This window comes from Novosphingobium sp. BL-S-32, from assembly GCF_056857055.1.
Window position 1 is genome coordinate 1,989,899 of record NZ_CM166476.1, and the last position, 22,349, is coordinate 2,012,247.

Sequence of the window (22,349 nt, forward strand, 5' to 3'; positions counted from 1 at the left end):
CTTTTGCCCCATATCCGCCGACGCTAACCCCGTCTAAACGGACATTGCCGTGTATTAACCATATGAGCAATGAAGGTTAAAGGTTAATTTGCCGTAAAAGACGAACCATGCTTCGATCCGCAATGGATCATAGGGATTTCGCCATATCGGAGGGGTGCGTAACCGGATTCGCAAGCCCGGTCCGGCCCGACTTTGCAGCCCGGATCGTTACTTTGCCTTGCCGTATCGTCGGGGCGCTTCGTTCGATCCGGCGCAAGTAGCTCCACAGCCCGCATTGCAGGCCCACCAGCATGAGGATGAAGGGCTGGAAAGCGATGCCCACGAACAGCGATCCGATCAGATAGACGATCTGGGAGAGTTGCAGCGCCACGGCCAGCGGCGCGGCCCATGCCTCTTCGGGTTCCTTACGATGCTTCCAGCGGCGGCGAATCAGTTCCATCTGCACGAGGCCAGTCAGTTGCAGCAGGATCCACAGCGCGAAGCCGGGGAAGCCCTGCTCGCCCAGCATCTCGAAGTAGCTGGAATGGAATGCGCGGCCTTCCTCCACCACGCGCGTCCGCGTGATCGTGGTATTGCCACCGTCCGTGTTGGTCGCGACGGTGTCGTAGGCCACCTTGCTGGCGATGTTGACCACGAAGCCGCCACCCATCGGATGCTGCTTCACATAGTCCCACGTCCATTTCCACACGCCGATTCGCGTGCTGGCGGACTGGTCGGCCTGATGGTTCTCGATCGTCCCCATCCGCGCGAGGAACGAGGACGGCAGGAACGGCACCGCCAGCGTGACGGCCAGTGCCATGCCGCCGGCAATCAACACTTTGTGTTTCGCCGTCCGCAGATAGAACAGGCACAGCACGCCGAGGCAGACAAGGCCGGTACGCGCCTGCGTGCCCACCGGAATCAGCGCGCAGGCAAAGATCAGCGCGGCGGCGAACAGCTTCACGCGCCAGTCGGACGGGAAGATCGTGCCGTGCTTCGCCAGCCACAGAATCAGCGGGATGATCGCGATGGCGACGCTCGACAGGATCGAGCCTTCGAACAGGCCGGTGTTGCTCTCCACGAAGATGCGCAGGGAGCCATAGCCACCGCCGCCCATCGCCGTCTTGATGCCGCCGTCGATAATCAACGCACTCGCCGAAAGCACCATGACCAGCGCCACTGCCTCGATCCGGAGCCGCGTGCGTAGGGTAAACGGCAGGAAGATCGCGAAGACTAAAGCCTTCCACACCCAGGCCCACTTCTCCTGTGCCGCCTCGGGATAGACCGCCGTCAACGTGCTGACCGCGCAGTAGATCAGCAGCGCCGTCAGCAGGCCTTGCCGGAAGGTAAAACGCGTGTCGCGCTTGTCGTCGAACAGCAGCCAGCCGCCGAACGCCGCCGCGAAAGCCATGAGCGAGATCGGAATGTGCGAAAGGATACCCCAGGAAATGAGCTGGGGCGCGACGATGTCGACATAGAGATAGCACAGCACCCAGAGGAACGGCCGCCGGAAGCCGAGCGCCAGAAAGCAGGCGAGGAAAGCCGTGAGGCCGAGATCAAGCATCGCCGTCCGCCTCTTCGGAACCGCGATGCCAGACCACCCTGCGCCGCACCGGACGGGTACCATCCTGCTTGCCGCTGTCGCGCTTAGCCGGCCGTTCTGCCTGCCCCGCCTCGACATCGAGGTCCGGACGCAGCAGCAGGCGCCAGGCGACCAGCGCCAGCAAGCCATGGCTCAGGGCAAGGGCGAAGATGTCGACCATGAACCGAAAGCGCTAGCAGCGCCGGGTTGACGGGGCGTTAAGCGTTCTTCGTTAGGCATTCCGGTCATGACCCGGGTTCTCCACGTCCTCGACCACTCGCTGCCGCTGCACAGTGGCTACACCTTCCGCACCCGCGCGATCCTGAAAGCGCAGGACGCAATGGGATGGGAAGTGCGCGGGGTGACCGGCCCGCGCTACCACGCCGGCGCAGAGGCCCGCGAGCGGTTCGACGACCTCACCTTCCACCGCAGCCCCGGCACGGCGAGTGGCCCACCGCTCTGGCGCGAATGGCGCGAAATCGCGCTGTTCGAGCGCGGGATCGAGGCTGCCGTGCGCGAATGGCGGCCCGACGTCATTCATGCCCATTCGCCCGCGCTCTGCGGCACTGCCGCGCTGCGCGTGGCGCGCCGCCATGGCATCCGCTGCGTCTACGAGATCCGCGCCTTCTGGGAAGATGCCGCCGTGGGCAACGGCACCGGCACCGAGGGCTCGCCCAAGTACCGCCTGATTCGCGCGCTGGAGAGCCGCGTCGTCGCCAAGGCCGACGCCGTAGTGACGATCTGCGAGGGACTGCGCGCCGATCTTGTCGCGCGCGGGACGCCGCCCGGAAAAATCACCGTGGTACCCAACGGAGTCGATCTCACGCTGTTCGGCGAACCGGCAGTGCGCGACGGATCGCTGGCCCGCGAACTGGGCTTCGAGGTGGATGGCCGCCCCTGCCCGGTGATCGGCTTCATCGGCAGCTTTTACGATTACGAAGGTCTCGACGACCTGATCGCCGCCATGCCGCTGCTGCTCGAACGTCAACCCGATGCGCGGCTACTGCTGGTCGGCGGCGGGCCCCGCGAGGCGGCACTGCGCGAACAGGCGGAGGCTTCCAGCGCCGCGCATGCAATCCGCTTCATCGGCCGCGTCCCGCACCATGAGGTCGAGCGGTATTATGCGCTCTGCGACGTCATGGCCTATCCTCGCAAACGCAGCCGACTCACCGATCTCGTCACACCGCTGAAGCCACTGGAGGCCATGTCGCAGGACAAACTGGTAGCGGCGAGCAGCGTCGGCGGGCACCGGGAACTGGTGGAGCACGGCGTGACCGCCACGCTCTTCGCACCCGACGATCCCGCCGCCTGCGCCAAGGCCTTGGCCGACTTGCTTGCCGATCGTGACGGCTGGGAACGCCTGCGCGCGGCCGGACACGACCATGTCGGCGCCCGCCACGACTGGGCGCGCAATGTGCGCCGTTATCGAGACGTTTACCAAATACTGCCAGTCGATAAGGTTCAAAACGGACTCGATGCCGCTGCCTGACCGGGCAGCGGCGTTCGACCGGGATCAGCAGAGGTGAAGAAGGTGGCGAAACAGGAACGCGGCCCGCAGCGGGACGGAAATGGCATGCAGCCGATCACGCGCCATCCGCTTTTCCCGGCGATTGTTGCCTTGTGGTTCGCGGCGCTGTGCGGGCTTGGCAGCATGGCGCTGGGCACGGCCGCAATCGAGCGGCTGGTGGAAGCGACCGGCCTTGCCAAGGCAATCCCGATGGCCGCGCCGCCGCTTGGCGTGACCGCCCGGCTACTGGTTGCCCTGGGAATGACCGGAATCGGCGGCCTTGTCGGCGTCGTGCTCGGACGGCGCCTTGCCGCACCCAAAGCCTCCCAGAGCGAGCCGATGCACGATCTGACCGGCGCGTTCGAGGAAACCGTCAAGGAAGCGCCTGCCGCCGCGCGCCTTCCCGGCCGTCGCCGCAGCTTCGTCGCACCTGTCGAAGTGCCCGAGGAACCCGAACCGGTCACCGCCGCGACGGCCATCCTCCAACTCTCCGATCTCGACGACTATGCGCCGCCCGCCCCCGTCGCGGCGCCGGCCGAGCCTGAAGCGATCGTCCATCCGGCTGACGAACACGAAAGCGCCGCGCAGGAGCACGACGATTTTGCGTCCCGTCTGGCGGCTTACGCCGCCGAGACAGCCACGCCGCCCTGCGCGGACGAGGAAGAAGCCCAGGCCTTTCCGCACCTTGCCGATGCGTTCTCGCCGGCGGCGTGGGCCGATCCCGAACATGCACAGGATGACGACGACGAAGAGGACGCGGAAGCGGAAGCTCCCGCAGCCAGCCTCTTCGAGGCCTATGCCCGCGCACGCGAATCGTTCGCGCCTTCGGCGTACGAAACCGAAACCCCGCAACAATCCGCCCCGATCGATGACGCCGTCCAGGACGACATCGAGGAAGCACCGCTGGCAGCCGAGACCACCGAGGCAGCCCCTGCCCCCGTCTCGGCAAGCGCCGACCGCATCATTGCCGCTCCTCTGGACGATCTCTCGCACGTAGAGCTGTTGGAGCGCCTCGCGCTGGCCATGGAAGAGCAGCGCCGCAAACGCGCGCTTGTCCAGGCGGCGCCGCTTTCGGTCGTGCCCTCCCCCGCCACGCAGGCTCCCGCGCAAGATGAGCCGGAAACCGCGTTCGAGGATCCGACGCCCCCTGCCGCGCCCATGCTCCCGCGCTTCGCGTCGCTTGCCTCGACTGCCCAGTTCGCGCCGCCCCCGCCTTTCGCACCGGCGCCCTTCGCTCCGCCGCCTTACGGCGTGCGCGCCGACTATGCAGCGGCGGCCGGAGCCGATGATGAACCGGTCCAGCCGATCGAGGACCTTTCTCCGCGCGATCTCGATGAATCCGAAATCCCCTTCGGCACCGGTCACTGGACACACGCCGACACGGCGCAAGTCACCGAGCCCGAGGTTGTCGAGCCCGAGGCCTCCGAGCCCAGGGCCTTCGCGCCCGTACGAATCCCCGCGGCGCTGCGTCCCGTTGGCATCACGGCTTTCGACGAGGATGACGCCGTGCCGGGCTATATCCCGCCGCGCCACATCGTCATGCCCGCCGCCCCCGAGGGGGCTGCTGACGAGAATCCGTCCGACCGCCCGATGGCCCGCCTCGCCAGCGGCCACGACTTCCTCCCCGGGACCGACGACGGGGACGAAGAGGACGAAGTCTGCGTGAACCTTGCCGAAGACGACGATTTCGCCGACGATGGCGCGGACATGGTCGAGGAAGGCGTCCTGGATGAAGGCTATTCCTCGCTCCTGAGCCTCCAGCGCCGGGCCGCGCCCCGCGAAGCGCTCATCAGCCTTGAAGACGAAAGCGCCGCCCTTTTGGATGGCGATCTTGCGGACGACGGAACGACCTTCGCCCGCTTCGATGAACACGCGCCCGCCGTGCTTTCCGAGGCACCCATCGTGGAGGATGGCTTCGCTGCCTCCCATGATCCCGCGCCCTATGATGCCGCGACGGCATTCGCTGCGCCGCAGCTCCCCGGCGCCCGCCTGTTCGATCCCCCCGGCCGCCCCGATCCCGCCGAGACCGAAAAGGCCCTGCGCGCCGCACTCGCCACGCTGCAACGGATGAGCGGGGCCGCCTGACGGGGCGTATTCCCGTTCGCCTCGACCCACGCGGGGCGCTCTGACAGCGCCCCGTCGATTTTGAACATTACCCGCAAGGCGGCCCCCTTCCCGGCGACGGAAGGGTTATCCGGGGCCGGATTCGTCCTCGAACCCCGGGCAAGCATGCGCATTCGCGGCCATCGCAGTGCAGCGCAAAGATCTGCCCGAGCCTCAAAAAGTCTTCTCGGCGATCATTTCCCGCGATCGGCGCGACATCGCACGCCCGTTTCCGCCTTCTGCGCATCCGAAACGGACAACAAAATTCCCATTTTTACCGTGTCAACGCACTAAATCTTCGCAGACTTGCGCCTTCGCGGTTGCAAATCGAGGCCGTAATCGTCATGGGGGCGCTAGGGGACACCATGGCGGATTTTGGCCGCGTGCGATTCGCGCGCGCCAGAGCGAGGCGCATGGTGCGAACCCCGGACAACGACAGGATGGGTTTTATCGATGGGATTTCCTAAGCCCCAGGGCCTTTATGATGCGCGTAATGAACACGATGCTTGTGGTGTGGGCTTTGTCGCTCATATCAAAGGTAACAAAAGCCACGCCATTATTACCCAGGCACTGGAAATCCTTAAAAATATTGACCACCGCGGTGCGGTGGGCGCCGATCCCTTGCTGGGTGACGGCGCGGGAATCCTGACTCAGCTTCCCGATGGGCTGTTCCGCAGCTGGGCGAAGAGCGCCGGCGTCGAACTGCCGCAGCCGGGCGACTATGCCGTTGCCATGTGCTTCCTGCCGCAGGACACCGCCTGCCGTGACCTGATCACGCAGACCTTCGAAAAGTTCGTGGCCAAGGAAGGCCAGTCGCTGATCGGCTGGCGCGACGTGCCGGTGACTCTTGACGGCCTTGGCAAGACCGTGCTCGAATCGATGCCGGTGATCCGCCAGTGCTTCGTCGGCCGCGGCGAGAACTGCGCCGATCAGGACGCGTTCGAGCGCAAGATCCTGGCGATCCGCAAGCAGACGCAGAACCCGCTGACGGCCATGGCCGAAAAGCACAACATGCCGGGGCTCACCGAGCTCTACATGCCCAGCTTCTCGACCCGCACGATCGTCTACAAGGGCCTGCTGCTGGCGACCCAGGTCGGCTCGTTCTACGACGATCTGCGCAATCCCGAGTTCGTCTCGGCGCTCGGCCTCGTCCACCAGCGGTTCTCGACCAACACCTTCCCCAGCTGGAAGCTGGCGCACCCGTTCCGCTTCATGGCGCACAACGGTGAGATCAACACGGTTCGCGGCAACGTGAACTGGATGAACGCCCGCCGCCGCACCATGGAATCGGAGCTGCTGGGCGCCGATCTCGACAAGATGTGGCCGCTGATCCCACACGGCCAGTCGGACACCGCGTGCCTCGACAACGCGCTGGAACTGCTGCTGGCCGGCGGTTACTCGCTGAGCCACGCGATGATGATGCTCATCCCCGAGGCATGGGCGGGCAACCCGCTGATGACCCCGGAACGCCGCGCGTTCTACGAGTATCACGCCGCGCTGATGGAGCCGTGGGACGGCCCGGCCGCCGTGGCCTTCACCGATGGCCGCCAAATCGGCGCCACGCTGGACCGCAACGGACTTCGCCCCGCGCGCTTCCTCGTCACCGACGATGATCTCTGCGTCATGGCGTCGGAATCGGGCGTGCTTCCGATCAAGGAAGACAACATCGTCCGCAAGTGGCGCCTCCAGCCCGGCCGCATGCTGCTGATCGACTTCGAAGAAGGTCGCATCATCGAGGACGAGGAAATCAAGAACCAGCTCGCAGGCGAAGAGCCTTACGAGAAGTGGCTTGAGATGGCGCAGTACAACCTCGCCGACCTCGACGTGATCGAACCCGAACTGGCCCAGCTTCCGGAACCGACCGGCACCTTGCTCGATCGCCAGCAGGCCTTCGGCTACACGCAGGAAGACACCTCGCGCTTCCTCGAACCGATGGCCGTGGACGCGGACGATCCGCTCGGCTCGATGGGCACCGACACGCCGATCCCGGTGCTGTCGAACCGTTCGCGCCTGCTCTACGACTACTTCAAGCAGAACTTCGCGCAGGTCACCAACCCGCCGATCGACCCGATCCGCGAGGAACTGGTCATGAGCCTCGTCTCGATGATCGGCCCGCGCCCGAACCTGCTGGGTCATGACGCCGGTTCGCACAAGCGTCTGGAAGTCAGCCAGCCGATCCTCACCGATGAGGATCTGGCCAAGATCCGCTCGGTCGAAGCCGCGCTCGACGGCGCCTTCCGCACCGAGACCATCGACATGACCTGGGACGCCTCTGCCGGCGCCACCGGTCTGGAGATGGCGATCAAGGAAATGTGCTGGGCGGCCACCGAGGCGGTGCTGGCGGACAAGAACATCCTGATTCTGTCCGACCGTGCACAGGGTCCGGACCGCATCCCGATGCCGGCGCTGCTGGCGACGGCTGCCGTCCACCATCACCTCGTCCGCCAGGGCCTGCGCATGCAGACCGGCCTTGTCGTGGAAACCGGCGAAGCGCGTGAAGTGCACCACTTCTGCGTGCTGGCAGGCTTCGGCGCGGAAGCGATCAACCCTTACGTCGCCTTCGAGACGATCGAGGAAATCCGCACTCGCAAGAACCTGCCGGTAACTGCCGAAAAGGCGCGCAAGAACTACATCTACGCGATCGGCAAGGGTATCCGTAAGGTCATGTCCAAGATGGGCATCTCGACCTACCAGTCGTACTGCGGCGCGCAGATCTTCGACGCAGTCGGCCTGTCGACCGCCTTCGTGGACAAGTACTTCACCGGCACCGCCACCACCATCGAAGGCGCCGGCCTGACCGAGATCGCGGAAGAGACCGTCCGCCGCCATGCCACGGCCTATGGCGACGATCCGATCTACGCGAACATGCTCGACGTGGGCGGCATCTACGGCTCGCGCGTGCGCGGTGAGGAACACGCCTGGTCTTCGGAGAACATCGGCGCGCTCCAGCACGCGGTGCGCGGCAATGTGCCCGAAAAGTACCGCGAGTTCGCGCAGTCGATCAACGACCAGTCCAGCCGCCTGCTGACCATCCGCGGGCTGATGGACTTCGTGCCCGGTGCTTCGGTGCCGCTCGAAGAGGTCGAATCGGCCGCCGATATCGTCAAGCGTTTCGCCACCGGCGCGATGAGCTACGGCTCGATTTCGTGGGAGGCGCACACCACGCTGGCGCTCGCCATGAACCGCATCGGCGGCAAGTCGAACACCGGTGAAGGCGGCGAGGATCCCAGCCGCTTCAAGCCGCTGCCGAACGGCGATTCGATGCGTTCGTCGATCAAGCAGGTTGCCTCGGGCCGCTTCGGCGTCACCACCGAGTACCTCGTCAACGCCGACGACATCCAGATCAAGATGGCCCAGGGCGCCAAGCCCGGCGAAGGCGGCCAGCTGCCCGGCGACAAGGTCGACAAGACGATCGGCGCGACGCGTCACTCGACGCCGGGCGTCGGCCTGATCTCGCCGCCGCCGCACCACGACATCTACTCGATCGAGGACATCGCGCAGCTCATCCACGACCTCAAGAACGTGAACCCCACGTCGCGAGTCTCGGTGAAGCTGGTGTCCGAGGTAGGTGTCGGCACGGTGGCTGCAGGTGTCTCCAAGGCGCGTGCCGACCACATCACGATCTCGGGCTACGAAGGCGGCACCGGCGCTTCGCCGCTGACCTCGCTGACGCACGCGGGTTCGCCTTGGGAAATCGGCCTTGCCGAAACTCAGCAGACGCTGCTGCTCAACAACCTGCGCAGCCGCGTTGTGGTTCAGGCCGACGGCGGTCTGCGCACCGGGCGTGACGTGGCCATCGCGGCGCTGCTCGGCGCCGACGAGTTCGGCTTCGCCACTGCCCCGCTGATCGCGGCCGGCTGCATCATGATGCGCAAGTGTCACCTAAACACCTGCCCGGTCGGCGTCGCCACCCAGAACCCGGTGCTGCGCGCGCGCTTCACCGGCCAGCCGGAACACGTGATCAATTACTTCTTCTTCGTGGCCGAAGAGCTGCGCGCGATCATGGCGGAGCTGGGCTTCCGCACGATCGCGGAGATGGTCGGCCGCGTCGACCGTCTCGACATGAAGAAGGCGATCACCCACTGGAAGGCCAAGGGCGTCGATCTGTCCAAGGTGCTCTATCAGGCCCCGCTGGGCGACAGCCCCTCGCTCAACTGGAGCCAGACGCAGGACCACGGTCTGGAGCATGCGCTGGACAACGTGCTGATCGAAGCCGCCGCCGACGCGCTGGACAAGCGTGAGCCGGTTCGGATCGAAAAGCCGGTGATCAACGTCAACCGCACCGTCGGCGCCATGCTTTCGGGTGAAGTCGCCCGTCGCTACGGCCATGCCGGCCTGCCGGACAACACGATCAACGTGAAGCTCACCGGCGTTGCCGGCCAGAGCTTCGGCGCCTGGCTTGCCCACGGCGTCACGCTCGACCTGACCGGCGACGGCAACGACTATGTCGGCAAGGGTCTGTCGGGTGGCCGCGTGATCGTCCGCCAGCCGGGCCACGTGAACCGCGATCCGCTGCAGAACATCATCGTCGGCAATACCGTGCTTTACGGCGCGATCTCGGGCGAGGCGTTCTTCAACGGCGTCGCCGGCGAACGCTTCGCGGTGCGCAACTCGGGCGCCGTCACGGTGGTCGAAGGCTGCGGCGATCATGGCTGCGAGTACATGACCGGCGGCGTGGTGACCGTCCTCGGCAAGACCGGCCGCAACTTCGCGGCGGGCATGTCGGGCGGCGTTGCCTACGTCTATGACGAGGACGGCCAGTTCGAAAAGCTGTGCAATCCCGCCATGGTCGATCTCGTGAAGTTCTCGGCCGAAGCCGACGAGGAAGACGGTGCCGGCCGTCCGCAGCAGCGGACCAACGGCGTCACCGACCTCGGCATGGGCGACATGCTGCGCCACGACGCGGAACGCCTGCGCGTACTGCTCGAACGGCACCACCTGCACACCGGCTCCAAGCGGGCCCGTGCGCTGCTCGACGACTGGGCGACGACCGTCTCCAAGTTCGTCAAGGTGATGCCGCGCGACTACGCCAAGGCACTCCGCCAACTCGAGGCCGAGCGGCTTGAAGCCGCTTCGGTGGCCGCAGAATAATTCGAAGGTAATAGAAATGGGCAAGGAAACCGGCTTCCTCGAACTGGACCGCCAGGACCGCACGTACGGCGACAAGGCCGAGCGACTGAAGAACTACAAGGAGTTCGTCGTTCCGCTCCCGGCCGAGACGCTGAAGGCTCAGGCATCGCGCTGCATGAACTGCGGCGTGCCGCACTGCCACACCGGCTGTCCGGTCAACAACATCATCCCGGACTGGAACCACCTGGTCTACGAGGATGACTTCCGCAACGCGCTGGAAGTCCTCCACTCGACCAACAACTTCCCCGAGTTCACCGGCCGCATCTGCCCCGCCCCGTGCGAGGCGGCCTGCACGCTGAACATCATCGACCAGCCGGTCACCATCAAGTCGATCGAATGCGCGATCGTCGACAAGGGCTGGGCCGAAGGCTGGATCACGCCGAAGGTCGCCGCCAAGCGCACCGGCAAGTCAGTGGCGGTCGTGGGTTCGGGCCCGGCAGGTCTGGCCGCTGCCCAGCAGCTGGCCCGCGCCGGCCACTCGGTGACGGTGTTCGAAAAGAACGACCGCGTCGGCGGGCTGATGCGGTACGGCATTCCCGACTTCAAGATGGAGAAGCACCTCATCAACCGCCGCATGGTGCAGATGATGGCCGAAGGCGTGGAGTTCCGCACCTCGGTCGAAGTCGGCGTGACGGTTTCGGTGGCTTCGCTGAAGGAAAACTTCGACGCCGTGGTCTTCGCGGGCGGCGCCGAAGATCCCCGTCCGCTGAACATCCCCGGCTTCGAACTGCCCGGCGTGCGCTTCGCGATGGAATTCCTGACCCAGCAGAACAAGCGCAACGCGGGTGATGACGAACTGCGCGCCGCGCCGCGCGGCACGCTCTCGGCCACCGGCAAGCACGTCATCGTCATCGGCGGCGGCGATACCGGTTCGGACTGCGTCGGCACCTCCAACCGCCAGGGCGCGGCTTCGGTCACGCAGCTGGAAATCATGCCCAAGCCGCCGGTTCACGAGAACAAGGCGATGTCCTGGCCGAACTGGCCGCTCAAGCTGCGCACCTCCTCGAGCCACGAGGAAGGCTGCGAGCGTGACTGGGCCGTGCTGACCAAGCGCGTCGTCGGCGAGAATGACGTCACCGGCCTCGAATGCGTCCGCGTCGAGTGGAAGGACGGCAAGATGCAGGAAGTGGAAGGCAGCGAGTTCACGCTCCAGGCCGACCTGATCTTCCTCGCCATGGGCTTCGTCGGCCCGCGCAAGGCCGGCATGCTCGATCAGTCGGGCGTCGAACTGGACCCGCGCGGCAACGTCAAGGCGACGATGGCCGATTACCGCACCAGCGACCCGGCCATCTGGTCCTGCGGCGACATGCGGCGCGGTCAGTCGCTGGTGGTCTGGGCCATCCGCGAAGGCCGCCAGTGCGCCCGCGCGGTGGACGAAGCGCTGATGGGCGTTTCCGACCTGCCACGCTAAGCGGACGCGGCATCGCAATCAGGAAAGGGCGCCCCTCACCGGGCGCCCTTTTCGTTTCCATCGTTCTCGGTCAATGACCCGGAAAATGCGGGATCAATGACCAGTGCGTCGTCGCTTAATGTGAAGACGCTCTGGCGATAGGCCAATGCTTGACCTGCACGATGCCCGCGCCGAAATTCCGGCGATTACGGGAGAGACAAGATGTTGCTGGAAATCGCCGAAATCGACGTTCGCCCCGGAGCGGAAGATACCTTCGCCAAGGCCATGCGTGAAACCGGCGTTCCCGAACTCGCTGCCTGCGAAGGCGTGGTGTCCATTCGCTTCGGGCGCGGCGTGGAAAATCCCTCGCGCTTCACCTTCAATGTAGTCTGGACTTCGATGGACGCGCATATCGCCGCGCGCAAGCTGGACAGTTTTGGCCGCTTCCGCGCCGCTTTCGGCGATGTGACCACCGGCGGCTCCATGCACCACTACGAGATGGATGAGGCGGTCGCTGGCCTATCCGCCTGACCATCCCCCCATCAGCGTTTACCAGTCGATCCGCCCACGCCCCTGGGCTTCGAGGAATTCATTGGCGCGGCTGAAGTGGCGGCAGCCGAAGAAGCCGGCATAGGCCGACAACGGGCTCGGGTGCGGGGCAGTCAGCACCAGATGGTGGCTGGAGGATAACCCGGGTACGCGCATCGCCTTTTTCTTGGCGTGGCTGCCCCAGAGCAGGAACACACACGGTTCCGACTTGGCGGCAACGGCCGCCACCGCCGCATCGGTGATCGCCTCCCAGCCACGATTCTGGTGCGAACCGGCCTGCGCGGCTTCGACCGTCAGCGCATTGTTGAGCAGCAACACGCCCTGCCGCGCCCAATGCTCCAGATTGCCATGGCCCGGCGCCGTGACGCCGCAGTCGGTTGCCAGTTCCTTGTAGATATTCACCAGCGAGGGCGGCACTTTCACGCCCTCCATCACTGAAAACGCCAGCCCATGCGCCTGCCCCGGACCGTGATAAGGGTCCTGCCCCAGGATCACCACGCGCACTTCGTCCAGCGGCGTCAGTTCCAGCGCGCGCAGACGTGATCCGCGCGGGGGATAGATGATTTTGCCCGCCGTTTCCTCGGCTTTCAGCCAGCCGCCCAGTCGCCGCGACTCGGGCGTCTCCAGCACCGGCGTGAGCGCGGCTTGCCAGGATGGGGGTACGCCCTGCATGGCTTCTGCTGCTTCCATCGCTGCGCTACTCCCGAATTGTTCGCTATCGGGGCCCGCAAGGGCATCCGACCATTGCGAAAACCTGGCCCAGTCCCTAAGCATTTCCGGACCATGGCTGTCTATCTCCACGAAGAAGATCTCCCCGAAGGCGTGCTTGCGCCGGGACCCGTTGCCGTCGACACCGAGACGATGGGCTTGATCACCCCGCGCGACCGCCTTTGCGTGGTCCAGATTTCCGACGGCAAGGGAGACGAGCACCTCGTCCGCTTTGCGCCGGGCAGCGCTTTTGACGCGCCGAATCTGAAAGCGGTGCTGGCCGATCCGGCCCGGCTCAAGCTCTATCACTTCGCGCGATTCGATCTTGCCGCGATCGAGCACTACCTCGGCGTCACTGCCGCGCCGGTGTTCTGCACCAAGATCGCCAGCAAGCTGACCCGCACTTACACCGATCGCCACGGCCTCAAGGACCTCGTGCGCGAACTGCTGGGCAAGGAAGTCTCCAAGCAGCAGCAGTCGAGCGACTGGGGCGCGGCCGAACTGACCGACGCGCAGAAGGACTATGCGGCGTCGGACGTGCGCTATCTCCACGCCATGCACGAGATTCTCGTCGTGCGTCTTGCACGGGAGAACCGCACCGAAATCGCGCAGGCCTGCTTCGACTTCCTGCCCGCCCGCGCGCGGCTCGATCTGGCCGGGTGGCCCGATCACGACATCTTCAGCCACGAAGCCGCCTGACCCTTAAGCCGGAGAGCACGCGCGCATGTCCGAAGAAGCCATCCAGATCCTCAATCGCCGCCGGCACTTCGCCGCGCCCGGCGGTTCGCATGATCGCCTGGTTGGCTTCCTCGCCAAGGCGCTGCCCACCGGCATCGGCGTCGTCGCGGCCGTGATGATCCTGGTGCCGCTCTCGCCGCGCGGCGAGATCAGCTTCCTGCTGGACCGCAACAAGGTCGCCGTGACCACCCAGCGCATCGCCGTGGCCAATGCCGCCTATCGCGGACAGGATAATGCGGGCCGGGAATTTCTCGTCACGGCGGGCACCGCCGTGCAGCATTCACCCGATGTCCCGGTTGTCGAAATGCTCGACCTTAATGCGAAGATGAACATGAAGGACGGGCCGGCCACGATCGCTGCACCGCGCGGGGCTTACAATTTCGAAGAAGACACCATGAAAGTCTCTGGCCCGGTGAACTTCAACGGCGCCGGCGGCTACAACATGACCACCAAGCAGGTGGACATCGACATCAAGCAGAAGACCGCAGTCGCCTCGGGCGGCGTTTCCGGTGCCGGTCCCAGCGGCACCTTCAGCGCCAATTCGATGCATGCCGATCTGGACAACCGTACCGTAACGCTCGAAGGCAATGCGCGCATGCGAATCACGCCCGGCCAGCTGAGGATCCCCCAATGACCGTTCGCCCCGGCCTCCTGCGTACCGCCGTCGCCTTGCCCGTCGTCGGCCTCGCCATCTTTGCCGCTTCCCAGCAGCTTGGTGCGCAGTCCCTGACCGGCGGGCACGACAGCAACGCGCCCGTCAATTTCGGTGCCGACCGCATCGAGATGCAGGACAGGCAGAATCGCGTCGTCCTCACCGGCAATGTCGACATTACCCAGACGGACCTGCGCATTCGCTCGGCCCGTACGGTGATCGATCTGGCCAATGCGAGCCAGATGAAGGTCAATCGCATGACTGCCAGCGGCAACGTCATCGTCACCCGGCAGGACCAGACCGCAACGGGCGACACCGCGATCTACGACGTCAACCAGCGCATCATCACCATGGTCGGCAATGCCACGCTGAAGCGCGGCACGGGCGATACCCTGCGCAGCGGCCGCTTCGTGATCGACCTTAACAGCGGCGTGTCGTCAGCGTCAGGCGGCCGGGTTACCGGCACCTTCAACGTGCCGAGGCAGCAGAACTAAGCCCCTAACACAGGGATTATCCTGCCGAACACGCGGCCCTGCCGGCCGCGTGTTCCCTTGTCGTGTCAGAATGATTTCCAGCAGCACGCCGACGTGGCGGGGGCGATCAGAACGCCCGGTCGTGGACCAGAACGCGCAAGGTCAGGAATACGATCTGGATGTCGCGCATGATCGTCCAGCCTTCGAGATATTCGAGGTCGGACTGAAGCCTGTTCACCAGATCGGATTCGCAATCGGTAGCGCCGCGATAGCCGCGTACCTGAGCAAGACCCGAAAGGCCGGGTTTAAGCGAATGGCGCTGCCAGTAGCGCAGGTCGACTTCCCAGAACAGCTTGTTTCCGGCGAGCGAACCCGTCGCATGCGGACGCGGCCCGACGATGCTCATATCTCCCAGCAGCACATTGAAGAGCTGCGGCAGTTCATCGATGCTGGTCCCGCGGATGAAGCGGCCGACCGCAGTGATGCGCTGGTCATCCTTGGATGCAGACTGGTTGCCGTCCACATCGCACAGCGCCTGCGTCATCGACCGGAACTTGTACATGTTGAAGAAGCGGTTTCCGCGTCCCATCCGGCGCTGGGCAAAGAAGACCGGACCGCCGTCCTGAAGCTTCACGGCCACGGCCACAGCGATCATCAGCGGCGTCAGCGCAACGATCGCAACCCCCGCGAACATCACATCGAACAGCCGCTTTATGGCCCGCTCGCGCAAGCCAAGCGGACCAGCCGAGACCAACAGCAGACCGTGATTGGCGATTACGCGGGCACCTTGTGCACCCAGCCGCGCGACCTCGTCATCAAGCACTTCACCGTCGACGTTGGCCCCCTTGAGGATCATCGCCCAACTCATCCGGCGATCTGCCGGACAGCTGATGACGACACGATCGATGTTCCGCAGAACAAGGCCAAGCCTGTCGAGCGAATGGGGATCCGTCAGATCCGGATGCAGCCCCATCGCGGCGGCCGACACGCGGATCGCACCGGGCAGACGAAGCTGCGGCCCGCCATCGTCAATGACAAGCTCGTTGATCACATTGGCACCGCAGCGCCAGTACACGAAACTGCGAAGCTGCAACCGGGCCCAGCCCATCAGAGCCATGGCCAGCAGAACACCGCCACTGAAGGCTCCGCGCGAGGATTCGCTGGATGACTTCATCAGGAATTGGACAAAGACAACCACGGCCACGGCCACGATGATCGCCGCCTGCGCACGCAACACGCCGCGCCACCCCTGCCGCAGCGAACACGTGGAATAAGAGCCGTTGTAGAGGGCAAGCGTCAGGAAAATCGGCAAAAGAACCTGGGCATAGACCAGCGAGCGCGCAGCCCCGTCCGCGATGTCGTAAAGCCATCCCGCGATGGCGAACCCAGCCAGCAGTGCAACGATATCGCCCAGAATGAGCACGAGATAGCATTGGAGACGGCGGCGCTCCAGCGACGGAGCGACCAGAAGCTCGTCGGCTTCGGCTTTCTGTCGTGCCTGTTGTGATATCGCGAATGGTGCGTTCACTCGCTCAACACTCCCCATTGCCGAACTCACGTTAATACCGGTGTTGTCCAGACTGCTCGCAACTCCCAGCACCGGATTCATGCTGCGTTGCGAATACGTATACAACTCTATGGACGTAGCAGATAATGGGGAAAGGGGTTAGGGGTAACCCGTTCTATTTGTCCGATGTTCAACATCGAGACATGCAGTTCGCGCAATTTCCAGCAAGCCCTGGGATAATAACAGTTCCGAATCCTGACTATTGCCAAGCAACGATTGATGCATTGCAACAAGGCGCGCCACCAGACGTTCGAGTCGAGGTCCTCGCCAGATTCGGAGCTGGGCAGACAGTGCCGGCTTGTCCTTCCAGAAAACACGGCGGGCTGCCGCTTCTGCCTCCAACAGTGCGCCGACATCGCCGCCGCGCCCCAGCCGCGCGTTCAACGCGGCCAGTTGCGCAGCGCGGCGCTCGAAAGCCAGCAGAAGGCCAACCGGATTGATCCCAAGATCGCGCAGGCGTTTCAGCTCCGGGCCGATCTGCGGCCGCTTCCCACCCAGAACGGCATCCACCAGTGGTGCGAAGTCGTCGTCCTCGGTCGAGGCACCAATGGCGTCGAGATCGGCAGCCGAAACCGGGCGCGGCGTTTCGGGCGTGGCATCGAGATAGAGCGCCAGCTTGCTGACTTCCGAGCGTGCCAGCCGCGTATCGAGCCCGGCCGCGCGGGCAATGCGCTCGGCCAGTTCGCTGCCGAGTTTCAGCCCGGCACCGTTGGCCAGCGTGCGCACGGCGCCCGTAACGGTTCCAAGATCCGGCGGATGGAACATCGCCACAAGCGCATCGCTTCGCGTCGCCAGCAGCTTGGCCGTGCGTGACTTGTCAGTGGCGCCGGTGGCCACAATCAGCACCGGGCACGAATCGACCGGATTCTCGATCAGGATCTGCACCGCGTCGTGCGCCTCGTCGCCCTGCGCTCGCACCCATATATGGCGCGCCGTGCCGCCGAACAGCGAGTTCGAGCGCGCCTCGTCGCCCAGTCGGACCGGGTCCTTGCGCAAGTCGCCGCCCGCCATCTCGACCCGCTCGCCCGGCTCGGTGAGCAGCGAGACGATCTTCTCGGCAGCGTCGGTGCAACCGGCCTCGTCAGGTCCGCAGAAGAAGAAGACCCGGGCCTGCTGCGCGGCACGCGCGGCTGTGCCCGCAAAATCCTTGCGCGTTGCCTTCACGGATTCCGGGCCATTGTCCGCGCGTTACCGGCGCACGTCACTGGTGCGTATCGCCCCGCAGCCGCAGCGCGACCCCGGTGACGATGCGCGAGGCGACATCCTTGGAGAGGTTTTCGAGCGCGGTCTGCTCGGCCGCGAGCGTCGCATAGTCCGAAGAGACGACGTCAATGCCCGCATCCGATCCGGCAGTGGCGTCGAGGACGATCTCACCGCTCGAAATGTCCACAAGCTGGTAGCGCGCGCGCAAGGTGCGGCGCTCACGTGCGATCGTATCGTCGGACAGCAGCGCCAGGCCTTCAAGCTTGTCGTCGAGGCGGATATCGAGCCGATACTTCGGCGCGACGCCCGCCTTGCCCGAGCCGATCTGATCGACGATGGCATTGCGCACCAGCCAGCCGGCGCGTCCTTCGATCGTCGAGACCTGCACATCGGCAAGCCCGCGCGCAACAGCGCCGTTGCCTCCCCCCGCATACATCGGGGTGAGGCCGCAGCCAGAGAGCAGCACGGCTCCGAGAAGGACGCTCAGGCGCTTCACGCGACGAGATTCACCAGTCGGTCGGGAACGACGATCACTTTTCTCACCTCGGCGCCATCCAGTGCACGCTGCACTTTCTCGCTGGCAAGGGCAAGCGCTTCAAGCTCTTCCTTCGAAGTGCCCTTGGCGACGGTCAGCGTATCGCGCAGCTTGCCCTTCACTTGGACAGCCACGGTCACTTCGTCCTCGACCAGCAGCGCCGGATCGACTTCGGGCCATGTCGCCTGCGCCACGAGGCCTTCGCCGAACGTGGCGAACGCTTCTTCGGCGAGGTGCGGCATCATCGGCGAGACGAGCAGCAGAACCGTGCGGATCGCGTTCGAACGGCTGGCCGACGGGGCCGCCTTTTCGACTGCGCCGGTCAGTTCGTAGATGCGCGCCACGGCCTTGTTGAAGCCCAGCGATTCGATATCCGAAGCCACCGCCGCCACCGTCTGGTGCGCCTTACGGTCGATCGCCTTGTCCTCGCCCTCTGCCGCAGCATCGTACTGGGCGAACAGACGCCACAGGCGCTGGACGAAGCGGCCGCAGCCTTCGATACCGGCTTCCGACCAAGGCAGGTCGCGCTCCGGCGGGCTGTCGGACAGCATGAACCAGCGGATCGCGTCGGCGCCGTAAGTCGCGACGATCTCATCGGGATCGACGACGTTCTTCTTCGACTTCGACATCTTGATGACGCGGCCGATCTCGACCGGGGCGCCATCGGCCTTCAGCGTTGCACTTTCGCTGCCGCGCTCGATCTCGCCGGGCGAGAAGTAGACCGGCTGGCCATTGGCATCGTTGATGCGGAAGTAGGTCTCGTGCGTGACCATGCCCTGCGTGAACAGGCTGGCGAAGGGCTCCTTCACCTCGACCTTGCCGATGCGGGCCAGCGCGCGCGTCCAGAAGCGGGCGTAGAGCAAGTGCAGGATCGCATGCTCGATGCCGCCGATGTACTGTTCCACTGGAAGCCATTCGGCGATCTTGGCCGGATCGAACGGGCGATCCTCGGGCTGGCTGGCGAAGCGCAGGAAGTACCACGAAGAGTCGACGAAAGTGTCGAGCGTGTCGGTCTCGCGGCGGGCGGCGTGGCCGCACTGCGGGCAATCGACATGCTTCCAGGTCGGGTGGCGGACCAGCGGGTTGCCGGGGGTCGAGAAATCGACATCCTCGGGCAGCGTGACCGGCAGGTGCTTCTTGGGCACCGGCACCACGCCGCAAACCTCGCAGTGGATGAACGGGATCGGCGTGCCCCAATAGCGCTGGCGCGAAACGCCCCAGTCGCGCAGGCGCCACACGGTTTTGCCCTCACCCCAGCCTTCGGCCTCGGCGCGCGCGATGACGGCGGCCTTGGCGTCCTTCACGGCCATGCCGTTGAGGAAGTCGGAATGGACGCAAACGCCGTCACCAGCCTCGGACTCACCGTCGAACGGCTTGTCGGCATCGGCCTCGCTCGCCGCGACGACGCGCAAGATCGGCAAGCCGTACTTGGTGGCGAATTCGAAGTCGCGCTGGTCGTGGCCCGGAACGGCCATGACCGCGCCGGTGCCGTAGTCCATCAGCACGAAGTTGGCGATGTAGACCGGCAGATCGGCGCCCGTGAACGGGTGCCTGGCCTTGATGCCGGTATCGAAGCCCAGCTTCTCCGCGGTTTCCAGTTCGGCCGCAGTGGTGCCGCCCTGCTTGCACAGCGCGATGAATTCCTCGACCTCGGGGCGGCCGACGGCAGCGGCCTGCGCGATCGGGTGATCGGCGGCGACGGCCACGAAGCTGGCGCCGAAGATGGTGTCGGGACGGGTGGAGTAGACTTCCACCGAACCGATGCCGCCGATTTCGGCGGTCAGGTTGAACTTGAACTGCAGGCCCTGCGACTTGCCAATCCAGTTCTCCTGCATCGTGCGGACCTTCTCGGGCCACTTGTCGAGCGTGGAGAGACCTTCCAGCAGCTCGTCCGCGAAGTCGGTGATCTTGAGGAACCACTGGGAGAGCTTGCGCTTCTCCACCAGCGCGCCCGAGCGCCAGCCGCGCCCGTCGATCACCTGCTCGTTGGCGAGCACGGTCTGGTCGACCGGATCCCAGTTGACCGCCGATTCCTTGCGGTAGACCAGGCCGTTCTCATAGAGATCGATGAACAGCGCCTGCTCGTGGCCGTAGTAGTCCGGCTCGCAGGTCGCGATTTCGCGGCTCCAGTCGAGCGCGAAACCGAGGCGCTTCAGCTGCGCCTTCATGTTGGCGATGTTCTCGCGCGTCCAGCCGCCGGGGTGAACGCCCTTTTCCATCGCCGCATTCTCGGCAGGCATGCCGAACGCGTCCCAGCCCATCGGGTGGAGCACTTCGTGCCCGGTCATGCGCTTGTACCGCGCCAGCACGTCGCCCATCGTGTAGTTGCGCACGTGGCCGATATGGATGCGCCCCGAAGGATAGGGGAACATCTCAAGCACGAAGCTGCGGGGCTTCGACGAAGTGTCGTCAGCCTTGAAGCACTGGGCTTCGTCCCACGCAGCCTGCCAGCGCGTGTCCGCCTGAGCCGGATCGAACCGCTCGGTCATCTTAATCGAGTCTCCTGCGGGCACACGATCGCCCGCGAAATTGGGTCTGCGGACACATATTCGCCCGCAGACGGGGATCAGTTGCCCATCGAGTTGCGGCGAAGGTCGCGGGCGCGGGTGAGGATGATGTCCTCAAGCTTCTGCACCGTCGCGGCCTGAACCGGCGCCGCCGTCCAGCCGCCGTTCGCGGCCACTTCGCGCTGCGCGGTAACGCGCAGGGCATCGGCGCGCAGATCCTTGTCGAGGATCATCACGGTAACCTTGACGCGCTCGGTCGGGCTCTTGGGATTGGTGTACCAGTCGGTGACGATCACGCCGCCGGCGCTGTCCGACTGGAGAAGCGGCATGAACGACAGCGAATCGAGGCTTGCGCGCCACAGGTAGCTGTTGACGCCGATCGTGGTCACCATCGAAGGTGCCACGGCTGCCGACTTCACCTGCTTTTCCTTACGGCCGCCACCGCAGCCTGCCAGCGCAAGCGCCGCAACGGCACAAAAACCCGCAGTTGCCAGCGATCGAGCGGAGAAGAGGCCCTTGTCGGTGCTGCCTGTCATGTCGTTTCCAGTTCCTGTCTCGGCGTCGATCCGCCGGAACATCCGGTGGTAGCCATCCATCGCCTCTATAACCGCCGTTGCCCGGGCGGCAAGTGCGCCCGCATCGGCAAGCCGGCTAAACGGCAAGAGTGCTAAACGCCACATGAACGCGTTGCTTATCCGGGATCTGCGCTTATCCGATATCTGCCATGTCTCGCACCGATGACCTCTCCCGCGCGCGATCATCCTGTGTTAAGGTGCCGGAGCGAGGATGGCCGCGCATGCCGACCGGGCCGAAGCTGGCCCAGCGGCAAAAACAGGGTGGAAGGACCTTCAGGGACGTTACGATGGAAAAGGACCGCGCACGCACGTCGAAAGGCGGCATGAAGGCGAGCCTGATGCTTGCCGGCTGCGTGACCGTGCTCGCCCTGCCGAGCGCCGTACTCGCCTTTTCGACCAGCTTGCGTGCGGTACAGCCGCATGCGGACTCGGCCGTCGATTCGCTCGATCCCGACACCACGAACGAGAACCTGCTGCGCGTGATCGCGATGCGCTCGCTGAGCAAAGGCCAGCCGTTTCCGTTTACTCCGGCCGGCACCCCCAATCGTCCGGATCGCGCCTTGACCGTGGCGGTCCGCGTCGATTCAGAGGCGGCCAAGTCGATCATTGTCGTCCACAATCGCATTCAGGTCGCGCGTGACGATACCAATGTCGGCACGCTGCGCATCGCCCCGGCGGCCTTCAACCTGGGCGTTGCGCGCGGGTACCAGAACTTCTCGCCCGACACGGCGGCGGCGCAACCGGCACCGACGGCCCACACGCTGACCGACGCGCCCGAACTGCGCAAGTTCAGCCTTACCGCAGGCACGGCCGAACCGGCCGAATCGCGCTTTGCCCCGCGCATCTCTATCGACGAGAAGCGCCCCTCGGGCCGCGCGCCGCATACGTTCGCGGGCGAATCCGGTGAAGTCGACGTGGGCGGTGCTTATCGCCTGACCAAGAACCTCGATGTCACGGCGGGCGTGCGCTATTCGCAAGACCGCGAGCGCCTGATGCCGCTGACCGACGGCAAGCTGGATTCGCAGGCAATCTACCTGGGCACCCAGTTCCGCTTCTGACGGGTCCGCCATGGCAGGCGGCAGTTTACATCCATGCAATTTCGATTGCGCTTGTCGCAATCATTTCGGCGCAAAATTGCTGGCTCCGGAATG

At 65.1% G+C, this 22,349-nt stretch carries 17 protein-coding genes; 9 read left to right on the forward strand and 8 right to left on the reverse strand.

Features of this window, described 5'->3' with window-relative positions:
- Positions 1-127: 127 nt before the first annotated feature.
- Positions 128-1,543 (reverse strand): putative O-glycosylation ligase, exosortase A system-associated, encoded by a 1,416-nt coding sequence (locus tag AC1VVK_RS09145; protein ID WP_482902747.1) that lies wholly within the window; start codon positions 1,541-1,543, stop codon positions 128-130.
- Complete coding sequence (locus AC1VVK_RS09150) at positions 1,536-1,742, reverse strand: hypothetical protein (protein WP_482902748.1); 207 nt, start codon at positions 1,740-1,742, stop codon at positions 1,536-1,538. The genes AC1VVK_RS09145 and AC1VVK_RS09150 overlap by 8 nt, the downstream gene beginning before the upstream one ends.
- A gap of 66 nt (positions 1,743-1,808) precedes the next feature.
- On the opposite strand from AC1VVK_RS09150, the gene AC1VVK_RS09155 reads away from it, so the two are divergent.
- The 5 genes from AC1VVK_RS09155 to AC1VVK_RS09175 all read left to right on the forward strand — a co-directional run bounded on the left by AC1VVK_RS09155 (position 1,809) and on the right by AC1VVK_RS09175 (position 12,222).
- Positions 1,809-3,050 carry a TIGR04063 family PEP-CTERM/XrtA system glycosyltransferase gene (locus AC1VVK_RS09155; RefSeq protein WP_482902749.1) on the forward strand — a complete coding sequence of 414 codons (1,242 nt, stop codon included), beginning with the start codon at positions 1,809-1,811 and terminating at the stop codon, positions 3,048-3,050.
- Between the two features lie 42 nt (positions 3,051-3,092).
- Positions 3,093-5,153, forward strand: a complete 2,061-nt coding sequence (locus tag AC1VVK_RS09160) for a hypothetical protein (protein ID WP_482902750.1) — start codon at positions 3,093-3,095, stop codon at positions 5,151-5,153.
- Between the two features lie 471 nt (positions 5,154-5,624).
- Positions 5,625-10,262 carry a glutamate synthase large subunit gene (gltB, locus tag AC1VVK_RS09165; protein ID WP_482902751.1) on the forward strand — a complete coding sequence of 1,546 codons (4,638 nt, stop codon included), beginning with the start codon at positions 5,625-5,627 and terminating at the stop codon, positions 10,260-10,262.
- A gap of 16 nt (positions 10,263-10,278) precedes the next feature.
- Positions 10,279-11,712 carry a glutamate synthase subunit beta gene (locus tag AC1VVK_RS09170; protein WP_482902752.1) on the forward strand — a complete coding sequence of 478 codons (1,434 nt, stop codon included), beginning with the start codon at positions 10,279-10,281 and terminating at the stop codon, positions 11,710-11,712.
- A 201-nt stretch (positions 11,713-11,913) separates the two neighbouring features.
- On the forward strand, positions 11,914-12,222 hold the full coding sequence (locus tag AC1VVK_RS09175; protein ID WP_132389713.1) for a putative quinol monooxygenase: 309 nt from the start codon (positions 11,914-11,916) through the stop codon (positions 12,220-12,222).
- A gap of 18 nt (positions 12,223-12,240) precedes the next feature.
- On the opposite strand, the gene ung is transcribed toward AC1VVK_RS09175, so the two are convergent.
- The gene (gene ung, locus AC1VVK_RS09180) at positions 12,241-12,930 is read right to left on the reverse strand and encodes a uracil-DNA glycosylase (protein ID WP_132389711.1); all 690 of its coding nucleotides are present in this window, start codon (positions 12,928-12,930) and stop codon (positions 12,241-12,243) included.
- 93 nt (positions 12,931-13,023) lie between these two features.
- Between ung and AC1VVK_RS09185 the strand changes: the two genes are divergently transcribed.
- From AC1VVK_RS09185 to AC1VVK_RS09195, 3 genes are read left to right on the forward strand one after another with little or no spacing between them, the layout of a single operon-like run.
- Positions 13,024-13,647: a ribonuclease D gene (locus AC1VVK_RS09185; RefSeq protein WP_132389709.1), complete on the forward strand. Its 624-nt coding sequence runs from the start codon at positions 13,024-13,026 to the stop codon at positions 13,645-13,647.
- A 25-nt stretch (positions 13,648-13,672) separates the two neighbouring features.
- Positions 13,673-14,320 (forward strand): LPS export ABC transporter periplasmic protein LptC, encoded by a 648-nt coding sequence (gene lptC / locus AC1VVK_RS09190; RefSeq protein ID WP_132389707.1) that lies wholly within the window; start codon positions 13,673-13,675, stop codon positions 14,318-14,320.
- Positions 14,317-14,832 carry an LptA/OstA family protein gene (locus AC1VVK_RS09195; protein ID WP_132389705.1) on the forward strand — a complete coding sequence of 172 codons (516 nt, stop codon included), beginning with the start codon at positions 14,317-14,319 and terminating at the stop codon, positions 14,830-14,832. The genes lptC and AC1VVK_RS09195 overlap by 4 nt, the downstream gene beginning before the upstream one ends.
- 106 nt (positions 14,833-14,938) lie before the next feature.
- Here AC1VVK_RS09195 and AC1VVK_RS09200 read toward each other — a convergent pair whose 3' ends face one another.
- The 5 genes from AC1VVK_RS09200 to AC1VVK_RS09220 form a co-directional block, all read right to left on the reverse strand.
- Positions 14,939-16,339 carry a sugar transferase gene (locus tag AC1VVK_RS09200; RefSeq protein WP_132389703.1) on the reverse strand — a complete coding sequence of 467 codons (1,401 nt, stop codon included), beginning with the start codon at positions 16,337-16,339 and terminating at the stop codon, positions 14,939-14,941.
- Positions 16,340-16,477: 138 nt separating this feature from the next.
- The gene (gene holA / locus AC1VVK_RS09205) at positions 16,478-17,542 is read right to left on the reverse strand and encodes a DNA polymerase III subunit delta (protein WP_132389701.1); all 1,065 of its coding nucleotides are present in this window, start codon (positions 17,540-17,542) and stop codon (positions 16,478-16,480) included.
- Positions 17,543-17,579: 37 nt separating this feature from the next.
- The gene (gene lptE / locus AC1VVK_RS09210; RefSeq protein ID WP_132389699.1) at positions 17,580-18,077 is read right to left on the reverse strand and encodes an LPS assembly lipoprotein LptE; all 498 of its coding nucleotides are present in this window, start codon (positions 18,075-18,077) and stop codon (positions 17,580-17,582) included.
- Positions 18,074-20,605: a leucine--tRNA ligase gene (gene leuS, locus AC1VVK_RS09215; RefSeq protein WP_482902753.1), complete on the reverse strand. Its 2,532-nt coding sequence runs from the start codon at positions 20,603-20,605 to the stop codon at positions 18,074-18,076. Before leuS ends, lptE begins: the two co-directional genes overlap by 4 nt.
- Positions 20,606-20,682: 77 nt before the next feature.
- Positions 20,683-21,159: a DUF3576 domain-containing protein gene (locus AC1VVK_RS09220; RefSeq protein WP_132390542.1), complete on the reverse strand. Its 477-nt coding sequence runs from the start codon at positions 21,157-21,159 to the stop codon at positions 20,683-20,685.
- A gap of 326 nt (positions 21,160-21,485) precedes the next feature.
- Here AC1VVK_RS09220 and AC1VVK_RS09225 point away from each other — a divergent pair, with 326 nt between their 5' ends.
- Positions 21,486-22,256 (forward strand): hypothetical protein, encoded by a 771-nt coding sequence (locus AC1VVK_RS09225; protein ID WP_132389695.1) that lies wholly within the window; start codon positions 21,486-21,488, stop codon positions 22,254-22,256.
- The last annotated feature ends 93 nt before the right edge of the window (positions 22,257-22,349 follow it).

What these genes read in the sequence shown, in the direction of transcription:
- AC1VVK_RS09145 (WP_482902747.1), bottom strand. Translation starts at nt 1,543, where the DNA reads ATGCTTGATCTCGGCCTCACGGCTTTCCTCGCCTGCTTTCTGGCGCTC.
- AC1VVK_RS09150 (WP_482902748.1), bottom strand. Translation starts at nt 1,742, where the DNA reads ATGGTCGACATCTTCGCCCTTGCCCTGAGCCATGGCTTGCTGGCGCTG.
- AC1VVK_RS09155 (WP_482902749.1), top strand. Translation starts at nt 1,809, where the DNA reads ATGACCCGGGTTCTCCACGTCCTCGACCACTCGCTGCCGCTGCACAGT.
- gltB (WP_482902751.1), top strand. Translation starts at nt 5,625, where the DNA reads ATGGGATTTCCTAAGCCCCAGGGCCTTTATGATGCGCGTAATGAACAC.
- AC1VVK_RS09170 (WP_482902752.1), top strand. Translation starts at nt 10,279, where the DNA reads ATGGGCAAGGAAACCGGCTTCCTCGAACTGGACCGCCAGGACCGCACG.
- AC1VVK_RS09175 (WP_132389713.1), top strand. Translation starts at nt 11,914, where the DNA reads ATGTTGCTGGAAATCGCCGAAATCGACGTTCGCCCCGGAGCGGAAGAT.
- ung (WP_132389711.1), bottom strand. Translation starts at nt 12,930, where the DNA reads ATGGAAGCAGCAGAAGCCATGCAGGGCGTACCCCCATCCTGGCAAGCC.
- AC1VVK_RS09185 (WP_132389709.1), top strand. Translation starts at nt 13,024, where the DNA reads ATGGCTGTCTATCTCCACGAAGAAGATCTCCCCGAAGGCGTGCTTGCG.
- lptC (WP_132389707.1), top strand. Translation starts at nt 13,673, where the DNA reads ATGTCCGAAGAAGCCATCCAGATCCTCAATCGCCGCCGGCACTTCGCC.
- AC1VVK_RS09195 (WP_132389705.1), top strand. Translation starts at nt 14,317, where the DNA reads ATGACCGTTCGCCCCGGCCTCCTGCGTACCGCCGTCGCCTTGCCCGTC.
- leuS (WP_482902753.1), bottom strand. Translation starts at nt 20,605, where the DNA reads ATGACCGAGCGGTTCGATCCGGCTCAGGCGGACACGCGCTGGCAGGCT.
- AC1VVK_RS09220 (WP_132390542.1), bottom strand. Translation starts at nt 21,159, where the DNA reads ATGACAGGCAGCACCGACAAGGGCCTCTTCTCCGCTCGATCGCTGGCA.
- AC1VVK_RS09225 (WP_132389695.1), top strand. Translation starts at nt 21,486, where the DNA reads ATGGAAAAGGACCGCGCACGCACGTCGAAAGGCGGCATGAAGGCGAGC.